The sequence below is a fragment of the Rhizobium oryzicola genome, from assembly GCF_030504645.1.
Classification (GTDB): domain Bacteria; phylum Pseudomonadota; class Alphaproteobacteria; order Rhizobiales; family Rhizobiaceae; genus Neorhizobium; species Neorhizobium oryzicola.
This window is the reverse complement of sequence record NZ_JAUKWQ010000003.1, coordinates 532405-548838: the sequence shown is the minus strand read 5'-3', so window position 1 is coordinate 548838 and position 16434 is coordinate 532405. Positions and strand designations below refer to the sequence as shown.

Annotated in this window: 13 protein-coding genes; 10 read left to right on the top strand and 3 right to left on the bottom strand. The window is 57.6% G+C overall.

What is annotated here, in order from left to right:
• The first annotated feature begins 10 nt into the window (after window positions 1-10).
• Window positions 11-1066 carry an alpha/beta hydrolase gene (locus Q2T52_RS13140; RefSeq protein WP_302077185.1) on the top strand — a complete coding sequence of 352 codons (1056 nt, stop codon included), beginning with the start codon at window positions 11-13 and terminating at the stop codon, window positions 1064-1066.
• On the opposite strand, the gene Q2T52_RS13135 is transcribed toward Q2T52_RS13140, so the two are convergent.
• Window positions 1058-3151 (bottom strand): mechanosensitive ion channel family protein, encoded by a 2094-nt coding sequence (locus Q2T52_RS13135; RefSeq protein WP_302077184.1) that lies wholly within the window; start codon window positions 3149-3151, stop codon window positions 1058-1060. The genes Q2T52_RS13140 and Q2T52_RS13135 overlap by 9 nt on opposite strands.
• Window positions 3148-4215, bottom strand: a complete 1068-nt coding sequence (locus tag Q2T52_RS13130; protein WP_302077183.1) for a 2Fe-2S iron-sulfur cluster-binding protein — start codon at window positions 4213-4215, stop codon at window positions 3148-3150. The genes Q2T52_RS13135 and Q2T52_RS13130 overlap by 4 nt, the downstream gene beginning before the upstream one ends.
• Window positions 4216-4757: 542 nt before the next feature.
• Between Q2T52_RS13130 and Q2T52_RS13125 the strand changes: the two genes are divergently transcribed.
• Window positions 4758-6536: a sensor domain-containing phosphodiesterase gene (locus Q2T52_RS13125; RefSeq protein ID WP_302077182.1), complete on the top strand. Its 1779-nt coding sequence runs from the start codon at window positions 4758-4760 to the stop codon at window positions 6534-6536.
• A gap of 8 nt (window positions 6537-6544) precedes the next feature.
• Here the strand turns inward: Q2T52_RS13125 and kdgR are convergent, their stop codons facing one another.
• On the bottom strand, window positions 6545-7339 hold the full coding sequence (gene kdgR / locus Q2T52_RS13120) for a DNA-binding transcriptional regulator KdgR (RefSeq protein WP_302077181.1): 795 nt from the start codon (window positions 7337-7339) through the stop codon (window positions 6545-6547).
• 137 nt (window positions 7340-7476) lie between these two features.
• Here kdgR and bglB point away from each other — a divergent pair, with 137 nt between their 5' ends.
• The 8 genes from bglB to Q2T52_RS13080 all read left to right on the top strand — a co-directional run bounded on the left by bglB (window position 7477) and on the right by Q2T52_RS13080 (window position 16336).
• On the top strand, window positions 7477-8595 hold the full coding sequence (gene bglB / locus Q2T52_RS13115) for a beta-galactosidase BglB (RefSeq protein ID WP_302077180.1): 1119 nt from the start codon (window positions 7477-7479) through the stop codon (window positions 8593-8595).
• Between the two features lie 84 nt (window positions 8596-8679).
• Window positions 8680-9960 carry an ABC transporter substrate-binding protein gene (locus Q2T52_RS13110; RefSeq protein ID WP_302077179.1) on the top strand — a complete coding sequence of 427 codons (1281 nt, stop codon included), beginning with the start codon at window positions 8680-8682 and terminating at the stop codon, window positions 9958-9960.
• A gap of 63 nt (window positions 9961-10023) precedes the next feature.
• On the top strand, window positions 10024-10917 hold the full coding sequence (locus Q2T52_RS13105; RefSeq protein WP_302077178.1) for a carbohydrate ABC transporter permease: 894 nt from the start codon (window positions 10024-10026) through the stop codon (window positions 10915-10917).
• 61 nt (window positions 10918-10978) lie between these two features.
• Window positions 10979-11839: a carbohydrate ABC transporter permease gene (locus tag Q2T52_RS13100; RefSeq protein WP_302077292.1), complete on the top strand. Its 861-nt coding sequence runs from the start codon at window positions 10979-10981 to the stop codon at window positions 11837-11839.
• Window positions 11840-11852: 13 nt separating this feature from the next.
• Window positions 11853-12947 carry an ABC transporter ATP-binding protein gene (locus tag Q2T52_RS13095; RefSeq protein ID WP_302077177.1) on the top strand — a complete coding sequence of 365 codons (1095 nt, stop codon included), beginning with the start codon at window positions 11853-11855 and terminating at the stop codon, window positions 12945-12947.
• Window positions 12944-14239 (top strand): Gfo/Idh/MocA family protein, encoded by a 1296-nt coding sequence (locus Q2T52_RS13090; protein WP_302077176.1) that lies wholly within the window; start codon window positions 12944-12946, stop codon window positions 14237-14239. Before Q2T52_RS13095 ends, Q2T52_RS13090 begins: the two co-directional genes overlap by 4 nt.
• Window positions 14240-14244: 5 nt before the next feature.
• Window positions 14245-15270 (top strand): Gfo/Idh/MocA family protein, encoded by a 1026-nt coding sequence (locus Q2T52_RS13085; RefSeq protein ID WP_302077175.1) that lies wholly within the window; start codon window positions 14245-14247, stop codon window positions 15268-15270.
• Window positions 15263-16336 (top strand): Gfo/Idh/MocA family protein, encoded by a 1074-nt coding sequence (locus tag Q2T52_RS13080; protein ID WP_302077174.1) that lies wholly within the window; start codon window positions 15263-15265, stop codon window positions 16334-16336. Before Q2T52_RS13085 ends, Q2T52_RS13080 begins: the two co-directional genes overlap by 8 nt.
• Window positions 16337-16434 lie beyond the last annotated feature (98 nt).

Sequence of the window (16434 nt, the reverse complement as noted above, 5' to 3'; positions counted from 1 at the left end):
AGGTCCTGATGTGCTGAAACCAACGGCACCTGCAAAGGTCAGTGCGGCGGGTGGCAAGGTTCAGACAATCTATGTCGCGACAACCCGCATGCCGTCGAGTGCGAATCCGGGCGCCTTCACATCCGAACGGTCGCTGCAGACCCATTATGCGGAATACCAGATCTCTGTGCCGCCAAACCACAAACCCGGAGCTATCGAATGGCCGACGGCGGCGCGCGACCCTAAGACTTCCTTCGTGACAGTCAGTTATCGCCCGCTCGATCGGCCGGCTTTTGAACGGGCGGTTGCTTCCCGGCAAAACGGCGCCAAACCGAATGTCGGGGTCTTCGTGCACGGCTTCAACAATAATTTCCAGGAGGCGCTTTACCGGTTGGCGCAGATGCATGCCGATGCCGGTGGCAGGGGAAGCGTCATCTTGTTTTCCTGGCCGTCGGAGGCGAGCATCGGCGGCTACGTTGCAGACAAGGATGGGGTCACCATTTCTCGTGACGGCCTCGTCGACGTTTTGACCATGCTCGGCCGAAACCCAAATTTGGGGAACACCATCGTTCTCGGCCATAGTATGGGGGGCTGGTTGACTGCGGAAAGTTTGCGCCAGCTTCGCCTGATGCATCGTGATGATGTTTTCAAGCGTATGAAAGTGGTGCTGGCCGCGCCGGATATTGACGTCGATGTATTTCGCTCGCAGTTGGAGGTGATCGGGCCGCTCAATCCGCCGATGACGCTTCTGGTCTCAAAGGATGACAAGGCACTTGCGGTATCCCGGTTTATCGCAGGGGAGCATAACCGGCTGGGCGCGCTCGATGTTGATCACCCGCAGGTTGCGGAAGCTGCCCGCAAGGCGAATGTGCAGGTCGTGGATATCTCCGCGCTCAAAACTGACGATGACTTCCGTCACAACCGGTTTACGGAACTCGCAGCCATGATGCCGAAGCTTATGGAGCGAGACAAAACCGCAAGTGCGACGAGCCTTCAGCAGGCCGGGGCTTTCGTCCTCAATGGTGTGGGAACGACGCTTGCAAGCCCATTCAGGCTGGCGGGTGCAGCCATGGCGGGCTCACGATAATTGCGCTTGCGGTTGTTGCATGGGCGGCGCCTGAGGTTCTGAGGGAGCCGATTGTGTGGCGATGGCAGTTCGCTGAGGCGCAGCAAGTTGTGGCAGCCCTGTCGCTTCATTGATGAGAACCTGTGTTCCCGCCGCAAACGGAATCCCTGCATCCTTCAATGACTGTTCGATGCGGCGATAGGCCTCCGTGCGAATTTCGAACTGGTTACCTGGTGCTGAGCGAAACTTGCAGCGGAAGATTTTGACACCGGGATCAATGCGGTAGAGCTTGGCCTTTAAGGGCTCCAGCATCAATTTGCTGATTTCCGGATCTTCCATCATCGACTCTCCCACCTTCTTGATGATCTTGCGAACCGTCTCGCTATCGACATAAACGGGAAGTGGGATGTTGAATTTGTCGATCGACCAGTCACGCGAATTGTTCCGAACGCTGCCAAGCGATCCATAAGGAACGAAGTGCAGGGGCCCATTCTGATGGCGCAGCGCCACCGTACGAAGTGTAATCCGCTCTACGGTGCCCTTGGTGTTGTTGCCACTTTCGATATATTCCCCCACGCGAAATACATCTTCCGCCAGATAGAATATGCCGGAAATGATGTCCCGCACGAGCGCCTGCGCACCGAAGCCGAGCGCCAGACCGAACACGCCCGCACCGGCAAGAAGCGGAGTGACATCGACGCCGAATGTCCAGAGTGCTGAAAGCACCAGCATCAGACCGAACACAACACCCGCCGCCATCCGCAGCATGGGAAGAAGGGTCATGAGGCGCGCATTCGGGTTGGGTCGTCCGTGTGTATCGCTCGGGCCAAGCTCCCTGATACGCTGGTCGATCGGCACACGCACCGCCACCCATGCGACGTGGGTGACGAGGGCAAGCCCCGTAACGCCGAAGAGATGCACGACGAAGCGCGTGACGGCGTTCTGGCTGTTTTCGACTTCGCTGATTGGAACGCCGACCGCCAAAAGGGCAGCGGCAATGCCGACCACGCAGACGCCGTAACGCGCGACCGAGAGTGCGACAGAGGGAGCAAGGCGGCTCGCAATAGCGGAGACATCTTCGTGAAGCGTCACACCTCCAGGGCTGCGGGTGAAGTCCCGCTCGCTCCAGAAAAAGAAGATTACGCGGCGCAAGTGCCATTGAATGATGGATACGATGAAAACACTTGCCAGCAAGGTGGAGGCCAGCGAGCCAGCAACGAGCCAAAGGCCAAAAACGGCGGCAATCATCAGCGGCAGAAGCAGCTCGACGGGAAACTTTGGTGGTTTTCGGTGCTCGGTCTCATCACCCGTTGCAATGACGTATTGATGACGCAGGACGGCCGCAAGAACAAGGATCGCACCCAACGAGGCGGTCAGGATATGCAAGGCTTCCGCAGCATCTGGCGCTTGCGCTTGTTCGAGCACCGGACCGACAATGGTGGAAATGGCAAGCAGCATGCCAACAGCAACGACAGTTGCGACCCAGAGTGCGGCGCAGCGAGGCTCCACGTCGATCAACCGAAATCGCCCGCGTCCCGGCGCCAAAACGGTGTCTGCCAGCAGCCAAGTAACGCGAAGGCTGAGAATAAGGAGAAGGCTTGTAAAGACTGCGTTTTCATAACCTGCAGGCCATTCGAAGAATGTCAGGCTGCCGGAAATGGAAACGGTGAAGAGGATGAGGCCTGCGGCAAGCAGCACAAAACGCCGGAGAGCAAGTCGAAATGCCTGAGCTGCTGACTGGATGAGTGTTTCGTCGATGACCCGCATGCTGGAAGCAGCATAGGTCCAATAATACCATTCCAGGCCGCAACCGATCAGCATCACGATCAACCAATAGGTCAGCGTGACGATGCCATCCGTGCTTGCGCTTGCCTGTGAAGCATTTTGCCAGACGGTGGCAAATTCGGCTGGCGCATTCACCAGCGCGGTTCCCAATTGCCCCAGCCGATAATTTGCACTGTGCAGCGCATGTATCAGCAAGCGCCCTTCTGAATGAGATTGCGGTGCTGCCTGCTGCGCCAAGGCAGCGTTGGCAAACATCACACAGTTGGCCGTCATCGCCGCTAAGCCGATCATTCCGATGGAACGTGCCAATGGACGGATCATGGGCGTTGCTCCGCAGAAAGCGTCTCTCCAGGACCATGTGGGTCGCGCATGAACGCTGCATCGACGTGAAAAGGGAAGAGCCTCGAAATTTTGACTGAGCCCTTTATCAGGCGTGCCTGACAGGCCAGTCTTTGGCCAGGTGTCGCGTGAATGCGTTTTAGCGTTTGTGCTTCCGTTTCTGATATGGCCGTCAGCCCGGAGGCATCCGACATCACTGCCACCAGACAGGTGCCGCATCGGCCGCGCCCGCTGCAGATGTTGGCGTGCGGCACGTTATTGAGCAGGCTGATTTCAAGCAGCGAAAGAGCCGGACGCGCCGAAACTGTTTGCCCCGTCTCATAGGTGGCGGTGACGCGCATCCGTTGCCGCTCCAGTATACGCCAGATGAGGACGCCGCACGCAACCAGGGCTAAGGCTCCGTAGATCAGGAGGATGGCGCTCTGAACTAGCTCGAGCGTCGGCTTGGCCGCAGTCATCATGTCAAGCGATTGTCGCATCCGGTCCTGCCACTGCCCGTCGGCTGCCAGCCTCGCCAGCGCTTCCTTTCCGCCGCGTACGAAACCTAGGAGACCGAGAATGGGGACGAAAAAAAGGAGCGGTGTGACGAACGCGCCGATGCGCCGCCAGACAGGCTTTAGGATAAGCCAGTTGTAAAGGCCAATAGAGCCGTGGATCCACACGACAACGACGACAAGGACCTGTTGTAGCGCGGACTTCGGCGCCATGTTCCAGTAGACGGATAGCAGGAAGGTATAGTCCGGTCGAAAGTCAGGATCGATGTGATGCAGAATGCCTGCGACTGCGACGTGATTCAGCAGAAGCGGCGGCGTGATGAGACCAAGGCACATCTGCACCCAATCAGTGCGGCTAAGTGTCAGGCTACGCCTCAGGGAAACAGTCACCAGCCCCAGAATAGCATGGATCAAAGCTGCGCTCATCAGGAGCGCGGTGCCAGGCCAACTCATCCAAGGAAACAGAAGAACATGGCGAGCCTCTTCCATGGCGTGGAGAGAATGCAGGCCGATCGCCAGGTTCGTCAGATGCATGGCGACGTAGACGATCAATATCAATCCCGAGATCAGCCGCAGCCGAAACAGGAGGCGCTTCAACCTGCCGCGGTTGAAGGGGGTGGAACGTGGGCGTTGAAGGGCAACCCCTTGTGACATGCAATATTCAGCCTTGTCGCCTGAGCAAACCGTTCGCCGCAGTTTTGCACGCGGGTCTGGTCGTGGTTCATGATTCCTTGGCACGATCCTAGTGCAACGACCGGCAATACTCAGTTAAACTTTTCGCCATCATCGCTTCATCGCAATGCTTTCATGAGGGTTGTCTCCCGTAGCGTGACTGGTTGTTGGAATCTCTACCCATCAGCATTCTTGATGCATCTTGTTAATGATGTTCCTAATATTCGAATGCTTTGTCATCTTCCTTCATTGGTTCCTGAGAAGGGTGCGCCATATTGACGGCAAGCTCCATAGCGTTGCGCGGCATGATGCCGGGGGGGAACCGCGGGGAAGGCATTGTTGATGCCTCCTTTTTTCCTGATGAGCTCATACTCGAACTTATTTCCGCGGCTCGCTGCGCGCGGGCTCCAGCGAGGCTATCGATGATCCGCCATGACGAAACTGCCCGCCTGAACAGTCTACGCAATCTGCGCCTGCTCGATACAATCCCCAGCGAGAGCTTTGACCGGATCACGCGGTTGGTCGCGCAATTCTTCAACCTGCCAATAGCCGCGGTTTCACTGACGGATCACGATCGCCAATGGTTCAAATCGAAAGTTGGTGTCACCCATAACCAGATTCCCCGCGAACGTGCGCCCTGTGCTGAAGTGGCCGAAACCGGCAGAAATCTCGTTATCCGGGACTTCGTGCGTGATGAATTCTATTGCGACAGCGTACTCGGTAAATCCGGTATTCGCTTTTATGCTGGTGCACCGCTTCTGACGCCGGATGGTCACGGCATCGGCGCCCTTTGTGTTCTGGGGACAGAACCGCGCCAAGTCACCGAACAGGAAATGGCAACGCTTGCCGATCTCGCAGCCATGGTCATGGATCAGGTTGAGCTGCAGCATGCTGTTGGTCGCATTGAAGTCACAAGCGGTCTTCCGAACCGTATCCAGATGATCAATGATCTGACCGATTTGGCGCAAGGCGACCATACTCCGAGGATTGCCGGCCTTCTTGACCTGGCGCAGACCGCGCAGTTCGATCGGGTATCGCGTGTTGTCGGAGCCGGCTATTTGGATCGAGTAATCAAGCGTGTGACAGCCATTCTGGCAGATCACGTCGGCCCTCATGGCATGGCGTATCACATCGGTCCGACCCAGTTTGTTTTCTTCGCTCCATTCGCGAGTGATACGGCTGCGTATGTAACGGAGGTGCGCAACGCGCTCCAAAATCTGCAACAGCAGCCCGATTTTCGCATGACGATGACACCTGCCATCGGCGTCATGCGCTTCGTTCCGGGCGAAACGGCGCCTGAAGATGTGCTGCGCTGCCTGCAAAGCGCTGTTCAGGACGCGCGGGAGACGGACACTGGTGTTGCGATCTTTTGTGCCGCGGCACATCGTCGTCACCAGAGACATTTCCAGATTCTGGAAGATTTTCCTGCAGCGCTCGAGTCACACGAACAGCTTTCGTTGGTATTTCAGCCCCGCATGACGTTCGTGACCGGCGAAATCGAGAGTGCAGAGGCGCTGTTGCGATGGACGCATCCAACGCTTGGAGCTATTTCGCCAGCCGAGTTCATTCCCATTGTTGAAGCCTCCTGCTATGCCCGCCACTTGACTGCCTGGGTCATTGAACACGCAGTCCGACATCTTCATCAGTGGAACAGGCTTGGTATTCGCCTGCGGCTTTCAATCAATCTTTCGGCGTTCAACCTGCAGGAGCCTGATCTCTTTGATCGTCTCTTCCTGCTCCTTCGAAAATTCGGCGTCGAAGCGGGCCAGATCGAGTTCGAACTAACTGAGACTGCGATGATGAAGGAAACGGAGCGCGCGCTCGATCTTCTACACCGCCTGACGCAGGCCGGTATTCGTCTTGCAATCGACGATTTTGGCACCGGCTATAGCAGCCTTGCTTATATGCAGAAACTTCCGGCTGATGTGGTCAAGATTGATCGTTGTTTCATCAAGCCCATGATCAAGGGCGAGCGCGAGCAGGTCCTTGTCCGTTCGATGATCGATCTTGCTCATAGTCTCGGTTACCAGGTCGTGGCTGAGGGCGTGGAGAGTGTTGAGCTCCGCGATGTTCTGCAAGCGCAAGGCTGCGACGAATTGCAGGGCTATTGGTTGGCAAAGCCCATGCCTGGCCGTGAGTTGCTCGATTGGTTGACGCGCTATGATCTGGAGCGGGATATCCCGCTGGTTCGCGCCGGTTGAGCGTTTGGTCAGTTCTTGACCGTATGGTATCCCAAAGCCCGGGACGCAGTCATGCCGGCCTCGGTCAAGTTGGTCACGTAATCCGGCTTTCGTGTTTCATCAAACCGGAAGAGCGGAAAACTGATCGAGATTGCCGCAATGGGCTTGCCCAGATGATTGAAGATAGGTGCCGCCATGCAGCGCACGCCTGCCTCGCTCTCCTCGATTTCCTCCGCATAGCCTTGCGAGCGAATGTCATGCAGTTGCGTCAGCAGTGCTGTGGGGTCCGTGACGGTACGTGGCGCAAGGCGCGCGAAGTCCATCTTCGCCATCCGTTCGCGGATTTCCTCTTCATCGCGCCAGGCCAACAAGGCTTTGCCAAGTGAGGTGCTGTGAAGAGGATTGCGTAAGCCTAGCGTCGACTTCATGGATAGATTGTAGATGGAGTCGTATTTGTGGATGTAGAGTACCTTCTGGTCGCGCTCGTCCAGAATGCCAAGATTAATGGATTCACCGGTGGCACGTGACAGCTTTCCCATCACCATGTCCGCCACCCGCAACAGATCGGATTGCTCGTTCAGCGACCGGGCGCCCAGACTGAAAAGTTTCAGCGTCAATCCGTATTTCTCCGTTTCCGGGTCCTGCTCGATGTAACCGAGCTCCGCCATGGTTTGCAGCAGGCGGTGCGCAGTGGTTTTTGACGTCATCGCCCGCTGCGCAAGTTCGGCCAGCCCAATTCGCTTCTCATCCACCAAGGCTTCCAGAACCGCGAAGACCTTGAGGACGGATGCGACATTTTCTGTTTTGCTCTGGGCTTCGGACATGGACTGCATCTGGTTTGTGGATGGGCTTGATCACGGTTGAAGGTAATCGAAAAAACAGGATTGAAAAGACGTACGGACTGTGATTTCCTAATTTTCGGAACATTATTCCGAATTTTCAACCTGGGAGGAGTTGAAGCATGCATCCGCTGCTGAGGCAGAAGCAGTATTTCATCCAGCGTGCGGATGTCTGCGAGCTGATTGACCGGCTCACCAATAATCTCGTCAACATCGAAGACCGCACCGGCGAGTTTCTGCTGCGGCTGGAAGATGGCCGGGTCATCGATACGAAAGGCTGGGCCGGCTGGGAATGGACTCATGGCATCGGGCTCTATGGTCTGCTGAAATACTGGCAGTTGACCGGCAACCCTCAGGCGATGAGCATCATTACCCAGTGGTTCGAGGCGCGTTTGGCTGAGGGGACGCCGACCAAGAACATCAACACGGTCGCGCCGTTCCTGACGTTGGCGCACCTCTATGAAATGACGCCCAATCCCCATTGGCTCCCTTACCTTGACACGTGGGCCGAATGGGTGATGCATGAAATGCCGAGGACGCGAGAGGGCGGACTGCAGCACATCGTCTATAACAGCGTGAACGACCAGCAGATGTGGGACGACACGCTGATGATGAGCGTGCTGCCTCTCGCGAAAATCGGCCTCGTGTTGAACCGCCCGCACTATGTGGAGGAGGCGAAGTACCAGTTCCTCGTCCATGCTCAGTATCTGCTTGATAGCCAGACAGGGCTCTGGTTCCACGGATGGAGCTTTGACGGAAACCACAACTTCGCAAAGGCGCGCTGGGCACGGGGCAATAGCTGGATCACGATTGTCATTCCGGAATTCCTGGAGCTTCTGGATCTGCCGGAGGGTGATCCGCTGCGCCGTCACCTGATCTCCTTGCTCAATCGTCAGGCCGCTGCGTTGAAGGAGCATCAGCACGAATCCGGTCTATGGCATACGTTGATCGATGACCCCGAAAGCTATCTGGAGGCTTCCGCCACCGCTGGCTTCGCTTATGGTTTGATGAAGGGGGCGCGCAAGCGTTATCTCGGTCCTGAATATCGCGAGGTTGCTGAGCGCGCGCTACGCGGCGTGGTCGACAATATCAGCCGGGACGGTGAATTGCAGCAGGTGTCCTTCGGCACGGCGATGGGTCATGATCTCGATTTTTACCGGCAGATCAAGCTTACCTCCATGCCCTATGGACAGGCCATGGCCATGCTCAGCCTGACGGAATTGCTGCGCAGCTACATTTGAAATTGCCGGCGGGGCGGTGGAGGAGATCGCCATGCCAGATAAGCAACGGGGTGCTGAGGGGCGCCCGCTATGGAGGAGGAAACCATGGTTGAAATGACAAGACGCAAGCTGTTGGGAACGGCAGCTGCGGGTGTGGCGGCATCGGCGCTGGTCGGTGTTCCCGCCTTGGCCGCCACCCGCATTCGCCATTATTGGTGGGGCAACCCGGAGCGCGACAAGCGCACCTTTGCGGTGATTGATCTTTTCCAGAAAGCCAATCCCGGCATCGAGGTCTCCGGCGAAACGATCGGCTGGGGTGATTACTGGACGAAGATGGCAACCCAGACCGCTGGCCGCAACATGGCGGATTTGGTCCAAATGGATTACCGCTATCTGTTTGAATATGTTCGCCGCGGCGCGCTGAAGCCGTTGGACGAATACATCGGCAAGTCGCTGATGATCCAGGATTTCGACAAGGGACCTATCGACGGCGGCCGCGTTGATGGCAAGCTTTACGCGCTCAACATCGGAGCCAATTCGCAGGTCATGGTTTACAACACCCGCGTCTTCCAGGAAGCCGGTGTCGATGCAGATCTGATCAATTGGACCTGGGATGATTTTGCGAAGGCGTGTGAAAAGATCTCCGCCAAGTCGGGCGGTAAAGTCAAGGGTGCCGACGATCTGGCCCTTATGATTGAGGTGTTTGAGTCCTGGGTTCGCCAGAACGGCCGCGAATTCTATGATGCCAATGGCAAGGTGGCTGCGACCGTTGATGACGTCGCGACCTTCTGGCAGTTCTGGGCCGATCTTCGCAAGAAGGATGTTGTCCGCAGCAAGGACAAGACCGTCATCCTTGATGTGCCGATCGCAGAGTCCGGTATCGCGGTTGGCGATACCGCGATGTCGCAATTCTGGTCCAACCAGCTCGTTGGCATTCAGGCGGTGTCCAAGGACAAGATCGGCGCTGCCATGGTGCCGCACAAGGCTGGAGGAAAGCCGGGGCAATACATCAAGCCGTCGATGTTCATGTCGCTCAGCCGCGATGTGAAGGATCCGGCCTCTGCGATTGCCTATATGAATGCCTGGGTCAACGATCCGGCCATTACAAAGGTCTTGGGGCTTGAGCGCGGTATCCCCGTTTCGCAGAAAATCCGTGATCAGTTGGCGCCGGGTCTCAGCGAAGTTGAAAAGCTGTCTATTAATTATTTCACCGCGATCCAGAACAAGGTGGGCGGCTTGCCACTTCCCGCGCCGAAGGGGGCAGGTGAAGTGCGTGATGCCTTCATGCGTACCGGCTCTGATGTCGTTCTTGCCCGCACCAGCGTGAAGGATGCGGCTGCAAGCTTCATCGACGACGCACAGGCGATTATCGACCGCGCTCAATAAGCTGATCTTCATTGCGCCGGGCGGAAAGGCCGCCCGGCATTCTCCCTTTGACAAGGCCCGGTCATGAACCGCTTTATTGCCCGCAACGGTCCAGCCTATGCGTTTCTGCTGCCCTGGTTCCTCGGCTTCTTCCTGTTGGCACTAGGGCCGATTCTTGCGTCGCTTTATCTGTCGTTCACGCGCTACGACATGGTCGCGGAGCCACGGTGGGTTGGCTTCGACAACTATGTCTACATGTTCACCCGCGACCGGCGCTTCTGGAAGGCGCTGAACGTTACCTTCACCTATGTGGCACTCGCTGTTCCGGCCCGTCTGATTATGGCGCTTGTGGTTGCCATGTTGTTGGACAAGGGCTTGCGGACCATCGGCGTCTACCGCGCAATCTTCTATCTGCCCTCGCTTCTGGGCTCATCCATTGCAATCGCCATTCTGTGGCGACAGCTGTTTGCCGCCGACGGTGTCGTAAACCGCGTTCTTGCCGATTTCGGTATTCCCAGCCATGCGTGGATCACGGACCCCAATACGTCGATCTACACACTGGTGTTGCTGGCTATGTGGCAGTTCGGCTCTCCCATGCTGATCTTTTTGGCCGGTTTGCGCAGCATTCCGCGCGATCTCTACGAGGCTGCGGAAATCGATGGTACGCCGAAATGGCGCCAGTTCCTGCGCATCACGCTGCCGCTTCTGGCGCCGGTGATCTTCTTTAATCTCGTTCTGCAGACGATTGAGGCCTTCAAGACCTTCTCCAGCGCCTTCATCATTTCCAATGGCAGCGGTGCACCGGCCGATAGTCTGCTGTTTTATACGGTTTATCTCTTCAACGAGGCCTTCAAGTTCTTCCGTATGGGGTATGCCTCGGCACTCGCCTGGGTGCTGCTGATCATCATCGCTGTCTTCACCGGCATTGCCTTCCTGACCTCGAAATACTGGGTGCATTATGAAAACGAGCGCGATTAAGTCGGGCCACCCTCTGTCGGAGGCAAGTAAACTGGATTTCGAGATAGATGAAGCGGCGCGCATGGCGCATGTGCTGCGCTTGAAGCGGGAGCGCCAGCAGCGCGTCGGGCGGCTTCTGAAACATGCCTTCCTGATCGGCTTTTCCGCGATCATGCTTTATCCGCTGCTCTGGCTTTTGTCGTCATCGGTGAAGCCGGAAGACGAGATCTTCAGCACGTTGTCGCTCTGGCCCTCGCAGTTCATGTGGGGCAATTATGTGAAAGGCTGGTACGCCCTGCCGCAGTCCTTCACGGTCTTCACCATCAACTCGGTAATCGTCACCAGCCTTTCCGTGGTCGGTAACCTGATTTCCTGCTCGTTTGCGGCCTATGCCTTTGCAAGGCTCACCTTTACCGGACGCAGTTTCTTCTTCGCGCTGATGATGATGACGCTGATGATCCCGTATCACGTGGTGCTCATCCCGCAATACGTGCAGTTTTTGAAGCTCGGATGGGTGGACACCTATCTGCCGCTGGTGGTGCCGCGCTTCCTCGCATCCGATGCCTTCTTTATCTTTTTGATGGTGCAGTTTTTCCGTCAGCTGCCGAAGGAGCTGGATGAGGCTGCTATGATCGACGGCTGCTCGCCCTTCAAGATCTACTGGTCCATCATCCTGCCGCTATCGCTGCCGGCTATGGGCACGGCGGCCATCTTCTCGCTGATCTGGGTGTGGGAGGATTTCCTCGCTCCGCTCATCTATTTGAATGACATCAAGAGCTACACCGTGCCGCTGGCGCTGCGCCTCTTCCTCGATCAGGAAGGTCAGTCCGCCTACGGCCAGATGTTTGCGATGTCGGTTTTGTCGCTGGTTCCGGTCGTCCTCTTCTTCGTCCTGTTCCAGAAGTTGATTGTCCGTGGCATCGCCACGTCAGGTATGAAGTAAGGATCAAGGTAGAATGGCTGGATTGACGCTTCGAAACGTCGGCAAGCGCTACGGCGCGCTCTCGGTGATCCAGGGGCTGAACCTCGACATCCGCGATGGGGAATTTCTGGTGCTGGTCGGCCCCTCCGGCTGTGGCAAGTCCACGCTGTTGCGCATGATTGCCGGACTGGAGGACATTACGGACGGAACCATTGCGATCGGTCCCAAGATCGTCAACGATCTCCCGGCCTCCAAGCGGGAGTTGTCCATGGTCTTTCAGTCCTATGCGCTCTATCCGCATATGACGGTTGCGAAGAACCTCGCCTTCGGGCTGCAGAACTTCAAGATGCCGAAGGCGGAGGTGGAGCGGCGCGTGGCGGAAGCCGCCCGCATCCTGCAGATTGAAAAGCTGATGGAGCGAAAGCCGCGCCAGCTTTCCGGCGGGCAGAAGCAGCGTGTCGCCATCGGCCGTGCCATTGTTAGAGAACCGCAGCTCTTCCTGTTCGATGAGCCGCTGTCGAACCTCGATGCTGAACTGCGCGTGCAAATGCGCGCCGAACTGGCCTCTCTTTATACCCGCCTCGGCACGACGATGATCTATGTTACCCACGACCAGGTGGAGGCGATGACCATGGCAAGCCGCATCGTGGTCCTGCGGGGCGGCCACATCGAACAGGTCGGAACGCCGCAGGAGCTTTACGAGCGGCCGCAGAATCTCTTCGTTGCCGGCTTCATCGGCTCACCCAAGATCAACATGCTGCAGGCAAACCTATCGCAGGTGAATGGTTTGACGGAGGCGCGCGTGGCTGGCCTTCCCGCATTCTCGATTCCAAACCTGCCATCGGCTCCCGCCAATGCCACCCTCTGTGTGCGCCCCGCCGATGTCCGCCTCGATGGCGGTGATGTGACGGCATCCGTCACGGTCAAGCTGGTAGAATATCTCGGCAGCGAAACCCTGCTGCATGTGGCGCTCACCAGCGGCCAGACTGTACTCGTCAGCCATGGAGGGCGGTCGGCATTTCGGATGGGGGATGCGCTCACCATCGGTTTTGACCTTACAGATCTCCACTATTTCGATGACGCCGGCCAGCGCATCGAACCCACCCAGAATGAAAGCAGACTCCAGTGAAAATCGCCATCGTAGGATGCGGCTCGCGGCACCAGATGTTCCGCGACTCCGTGATCCAGGACTACGCCGACAAGCACGACATCGTTGCTCTCTGTGATACCAATGCCCACCGCCTGAACCAGGCGGCGGAGGCCGCTTCCAAACCCGGCACCAATGGTGTCGCAACCTATCTCGCGCAGGATTTCGATCGCCTGATCACCGAGCAGAAGCCGGATACGGTGGTGGTCGCCACGCCAGACTTCCTGCATGCCGATTACATCGTTCGCGCTTTCGAGGCGGGTTGCGATGTGATCTGCGAAAAGCCGCTCACCATCGATCTCACCCGCCTGAAGATGATCGTGGATGCGCAGGCGCGTACCGGTCGCAAGGTCAAGGTTACCTTCAACTATCGCTACTCTCCCGCACGCACCCAGATCCGCGAGTTGATAGCATCAGGCACCATCGGCACAGTGACGGCAGTGGATTTCCGCTGGCATCTCGACCGCGTGCATGGCGCCGATTATTTCCGCCGCTGGCATCGCCAGAAGGAAAATTCCGGTGGTCTACTGGTGCACAAATCCACTCACCATTTCGATCTCTTGAACTGGTGGCTGAGCACGGTGCCAACGGAAGTGTTCGCGTCCGGTCGACGCGTTTTCTATCGCCCGGAAATGGCGGTCGAACTGGGGCTTGAAGGGCGTGGCAGCCGCTGTGCGGACTGTCCCGTCGCGGATAAATGCGATTTCCGTCTCGACCTTGCTGCCGACCAGAACCTCAAGTCGCTCTATCTCGATGCTGAAGGTGATGACGGCTATTTCCGTGATCGCTGCGTGTTCGATGCCGAGATCGGCATCGAGGACACGATGCAGGCGCATATCCGCTACGCCTCCGGCGTTACGGCCAACTACACGCTGACCGCCTATTCTCCATGGGAAGGGCTGGAGATCAAGTTCCAGGGCACCAAGGGTGACATCACCCATCGCCATGTGGAGGTGCACGGCGTGTTTGGCGGCGAGCGGGCGCATGCCGATGAGGATGCCATCTCTACCGAACTACATCTGGCAGGGCAGCTGCCAAGGATGCTGGAGGTGCCGAAGGCGAAGGGCCACCACGGCGGGGCAGATCCGGTCATGCTGGGCTATATCTTTGACCCTGAAAACATGGAGCCGGACCGCTATAACCGCGCGTCGGATCACGTGGGAGGCTCATGGTCGATCCTGACGGGCATAGCTGCGAATGCTTCGATCGAAACGGGATCCGTGGTTCATATCGAGCAGATGCTGCGCGCCCGTGGCATTGTTCTTCCTCGGTGATGACCATGACTGCACGTTTGCGAATCGGTGTGATCGGTATCGATCATAACCACATCTATGGCATGGTGAACGGCTTGCTCTCTGAAGGAGCTGAGCTTGTCGCCTGGGCAACTGGCGAAGATACGCCGCTTGCGGCCTGCCGCATTTTTCGGGAGTCTTACCCCGGCACCCCGATGGTGGAGGATGGTGTCATTCTCGACGATCGCAGCATTGATCTGATCCTCTGCGCTGCGATTAATGATGAGCGAGCGGCGATCGCAATTGCCGCCATGCGGCATGGCAAGGATGTGCTGGTCGATAAGCCGGGTTGCACGACCCTGGCGCAACTGGCTGATATCCGCAGCGTCGTCTCCGAGACCGGTCGGCGCTGGGCGGTTTGCTTCTCCGAGCGGCTACTTGTCGAAAGCGTAACAGTTGCGGATCGACTGATTGCCGAAGGCCGCATCGGTCGGGTGGTGCAGACTATAGGCCTGGGGCCGCATCGTCATAATCCAACGCTGCGCGCATACTGGTTCTGGGATCGTAACCGTTGCGGCGGCATCCTGACCGATATCTGCGCGCATCAATTCGATCAGTTCCTGCATTTCACGGGATCGACGCAGGCGCGTGTGGTTTCGGCGCATGTCGCAAATGTCGCGAATTCTGACCGGCCTCATTTTCAGGATTTCGGCGAGGTTCTGCTGGAAGGCAATGGCGGACGCGGCTATGCCCGCGTCGACTGGCTGACACCCGCCGGCTTGCCGACCTGGGGCGATGGACGCATGACCATCCTCGGAACTGACGGCTATATCGAGCTTCGCAAATATATCGATATCGGTGGTAGTCCCGGCAAGGATCACGTGATCGTCGTGGATGGCAAAGGCGTCGAGAGGGTGAACGCTGAGGGCGCCGGTCTGCCTTTCTTTGCAAAGCTCATCGCGGACGTCAGAGACCGGACGCAAAGCGCTATGGCCCAGGCGCATGCGTTTCTGGCGACACAGCTCGCTCTGGAATCACAGGTCCTGGCGGAAAAGGGAAAGCACGATGACTGATCGGGTTCGCGTCGCCGTTGTCGGTGCCGGTATTGGCAAGGCACATGTGAAAGGTTACGCCCATCTGCCTGATGCCTTTGACGTCGTCTATGTCTGCGATCTCAATCAGGCTCGTGGCGAAGATGCAGCCACACTGGTGCCGGGTGCAGCTGCGGTCACAGATATCGAAGTTGTGCTCGCCGACCCTACCATCGATATCGTCGACATCTGCCTGCCGCCCCAGTTGCACGTGCCGATGACGCTGGGGGCATTGGCGGCAGGCAAACATGTGGTCTGTGAAAAGCCATTCGCCGGGTCGCTGGGTGATGCGCGCCGTCTGCTAAGGGCGGCCCGTGAAAGTGGTCGCCACGTCTTCCCCGTCTTCCAGTATCGCTATGGCACCAGCTACCGCGCCCTGCATGAGCTGAAACAACGCGGTATGCTGGGCCGTCCTTACGTGCTTTCCATGGAGACCCATTGGCAGCGTGGGGCCGATTACTACGCCGAACCCTGGCGGGGCACTTGGAAGGGAGAGTTGGGCGGCGTTCTGGTCAGCCATGCCTGCCATCTTCACAATCTTGCCACCCATCTGGTGGGACCGATCACGGACGTCGCTGCCTTCATGGAGACGCGTGTCAACCCGATCGAGACCGAGGATTGCGCGGCAATCTCCATGAGAAGCGCCGAGGGCGCTCTCATTACCTCATCCGTGACGCTTGGGTCTGCTGGTAATCTCTCGCGCTTGCGCGCCAGCTTCGAGCACCTGACGGTCACGTCCAGCGACGAACCGTACGAGGTGTGCTCCGCGCCGTGGATATTCCGCGCGGCCGACCCGGCACGACAGGCAGAGGTGGATGCTATTGTTTCCTCCGTCGACGAAGTGCCCCCTCGTTTTCCCGGTTTCTTTGCAGACGTCCACCGGAAATTGACTGGTCAGCCAGATATGTATCTGCCGACATTGGAAGAGGCGTATCATTCCGTCGAGCTCATCACTGCGTTCTACGCCTCCGCCAGAGCGCGAAGCATCATCACGCTGCCGCTGCCTGCCAATTTCGATGATCGGGATTTTCAGCACGTTCTTACATAGTCTGGGTTACAAGGATTTTGTGTGGTTCAATCATTCGGTTAGCTTGAAGCTTTGTCGGTGGATTAAATTCCGCACAGCTGTGCAAATTACAACGAACT

Bases quoted from the DNA above. Each gene is read 5' to 3' on its own strand.
- Q2T52_RS13135 (WP_302077184.1), bottom strand. From the start codon at position 3,151: ATGATCCGTCCATTGGCACGTTCCATCGGAATGATCGGCTTAGCGGCG.
- Q2T52_RS13125 (WP_302077182.1), top strand. From the start codon at position 4,758: ATGATCCGCCATGACGAAACTGCCCGCCTGAACAGTCTACGCAATCTG.
- kdgR (WP_302077181.1), bottom strand. From the start codon at position 7,339: ATGTCCGAAGCCCAGAGCAAAACAGAAAATGTCGCATCCGTCCTCAAG.
- bglB (WP_302077180.1), top strand. From the start codon at position 7,477: ATGCATCCGCTGCTGAGGCAGAAGCAGTATTTCATCCAGCGTGCGGAT.
- Q2T52_RS13110 (WP_302077179.1), top strand. From the start codon at position 8,680: ATGGTTGAAATGACAAGACGCAAGCTGTTGGGAACGGCAGCTGCGGGT.
- Q2T52_RS13105 (WP_302077178.1), top strand. From the start codon at position 10,024: ATGAACCGCTTTATTGCCCGCAACGGTCCAGCCTATGCGTTTCTGCTG.
- Q2T52_RS13100 (WP_302077292.1), top strand. From the start codon at position 10,979: ATGGCGCATGTGCTGCGCTTGAAGCGGGAGCGCCAGCAGCGCGTCGGG.
- Q2T52_RS13095 (WP_302077177.1), top strand. From the start codon at position 11,853: ATGGCTGGATTGACGCTTCGAAACGTCGGCAAGCGCTACGGCGCGCTC.
- Q2T52_RS13085 (WP_302077175.1), top strand. From the start codon at position 14,245: ATGACTGCACGTTTGCGAATCGGTGTGATCGGTATCGATCATAACCAC.
- Q2T52_RS13080 (WP_302077174.1), top strand. From the start codon at position 15,263: ATGACTGATCGGGTTCGCGTCGCCGTTGTCGGTGCCGGTATTGGCAAG.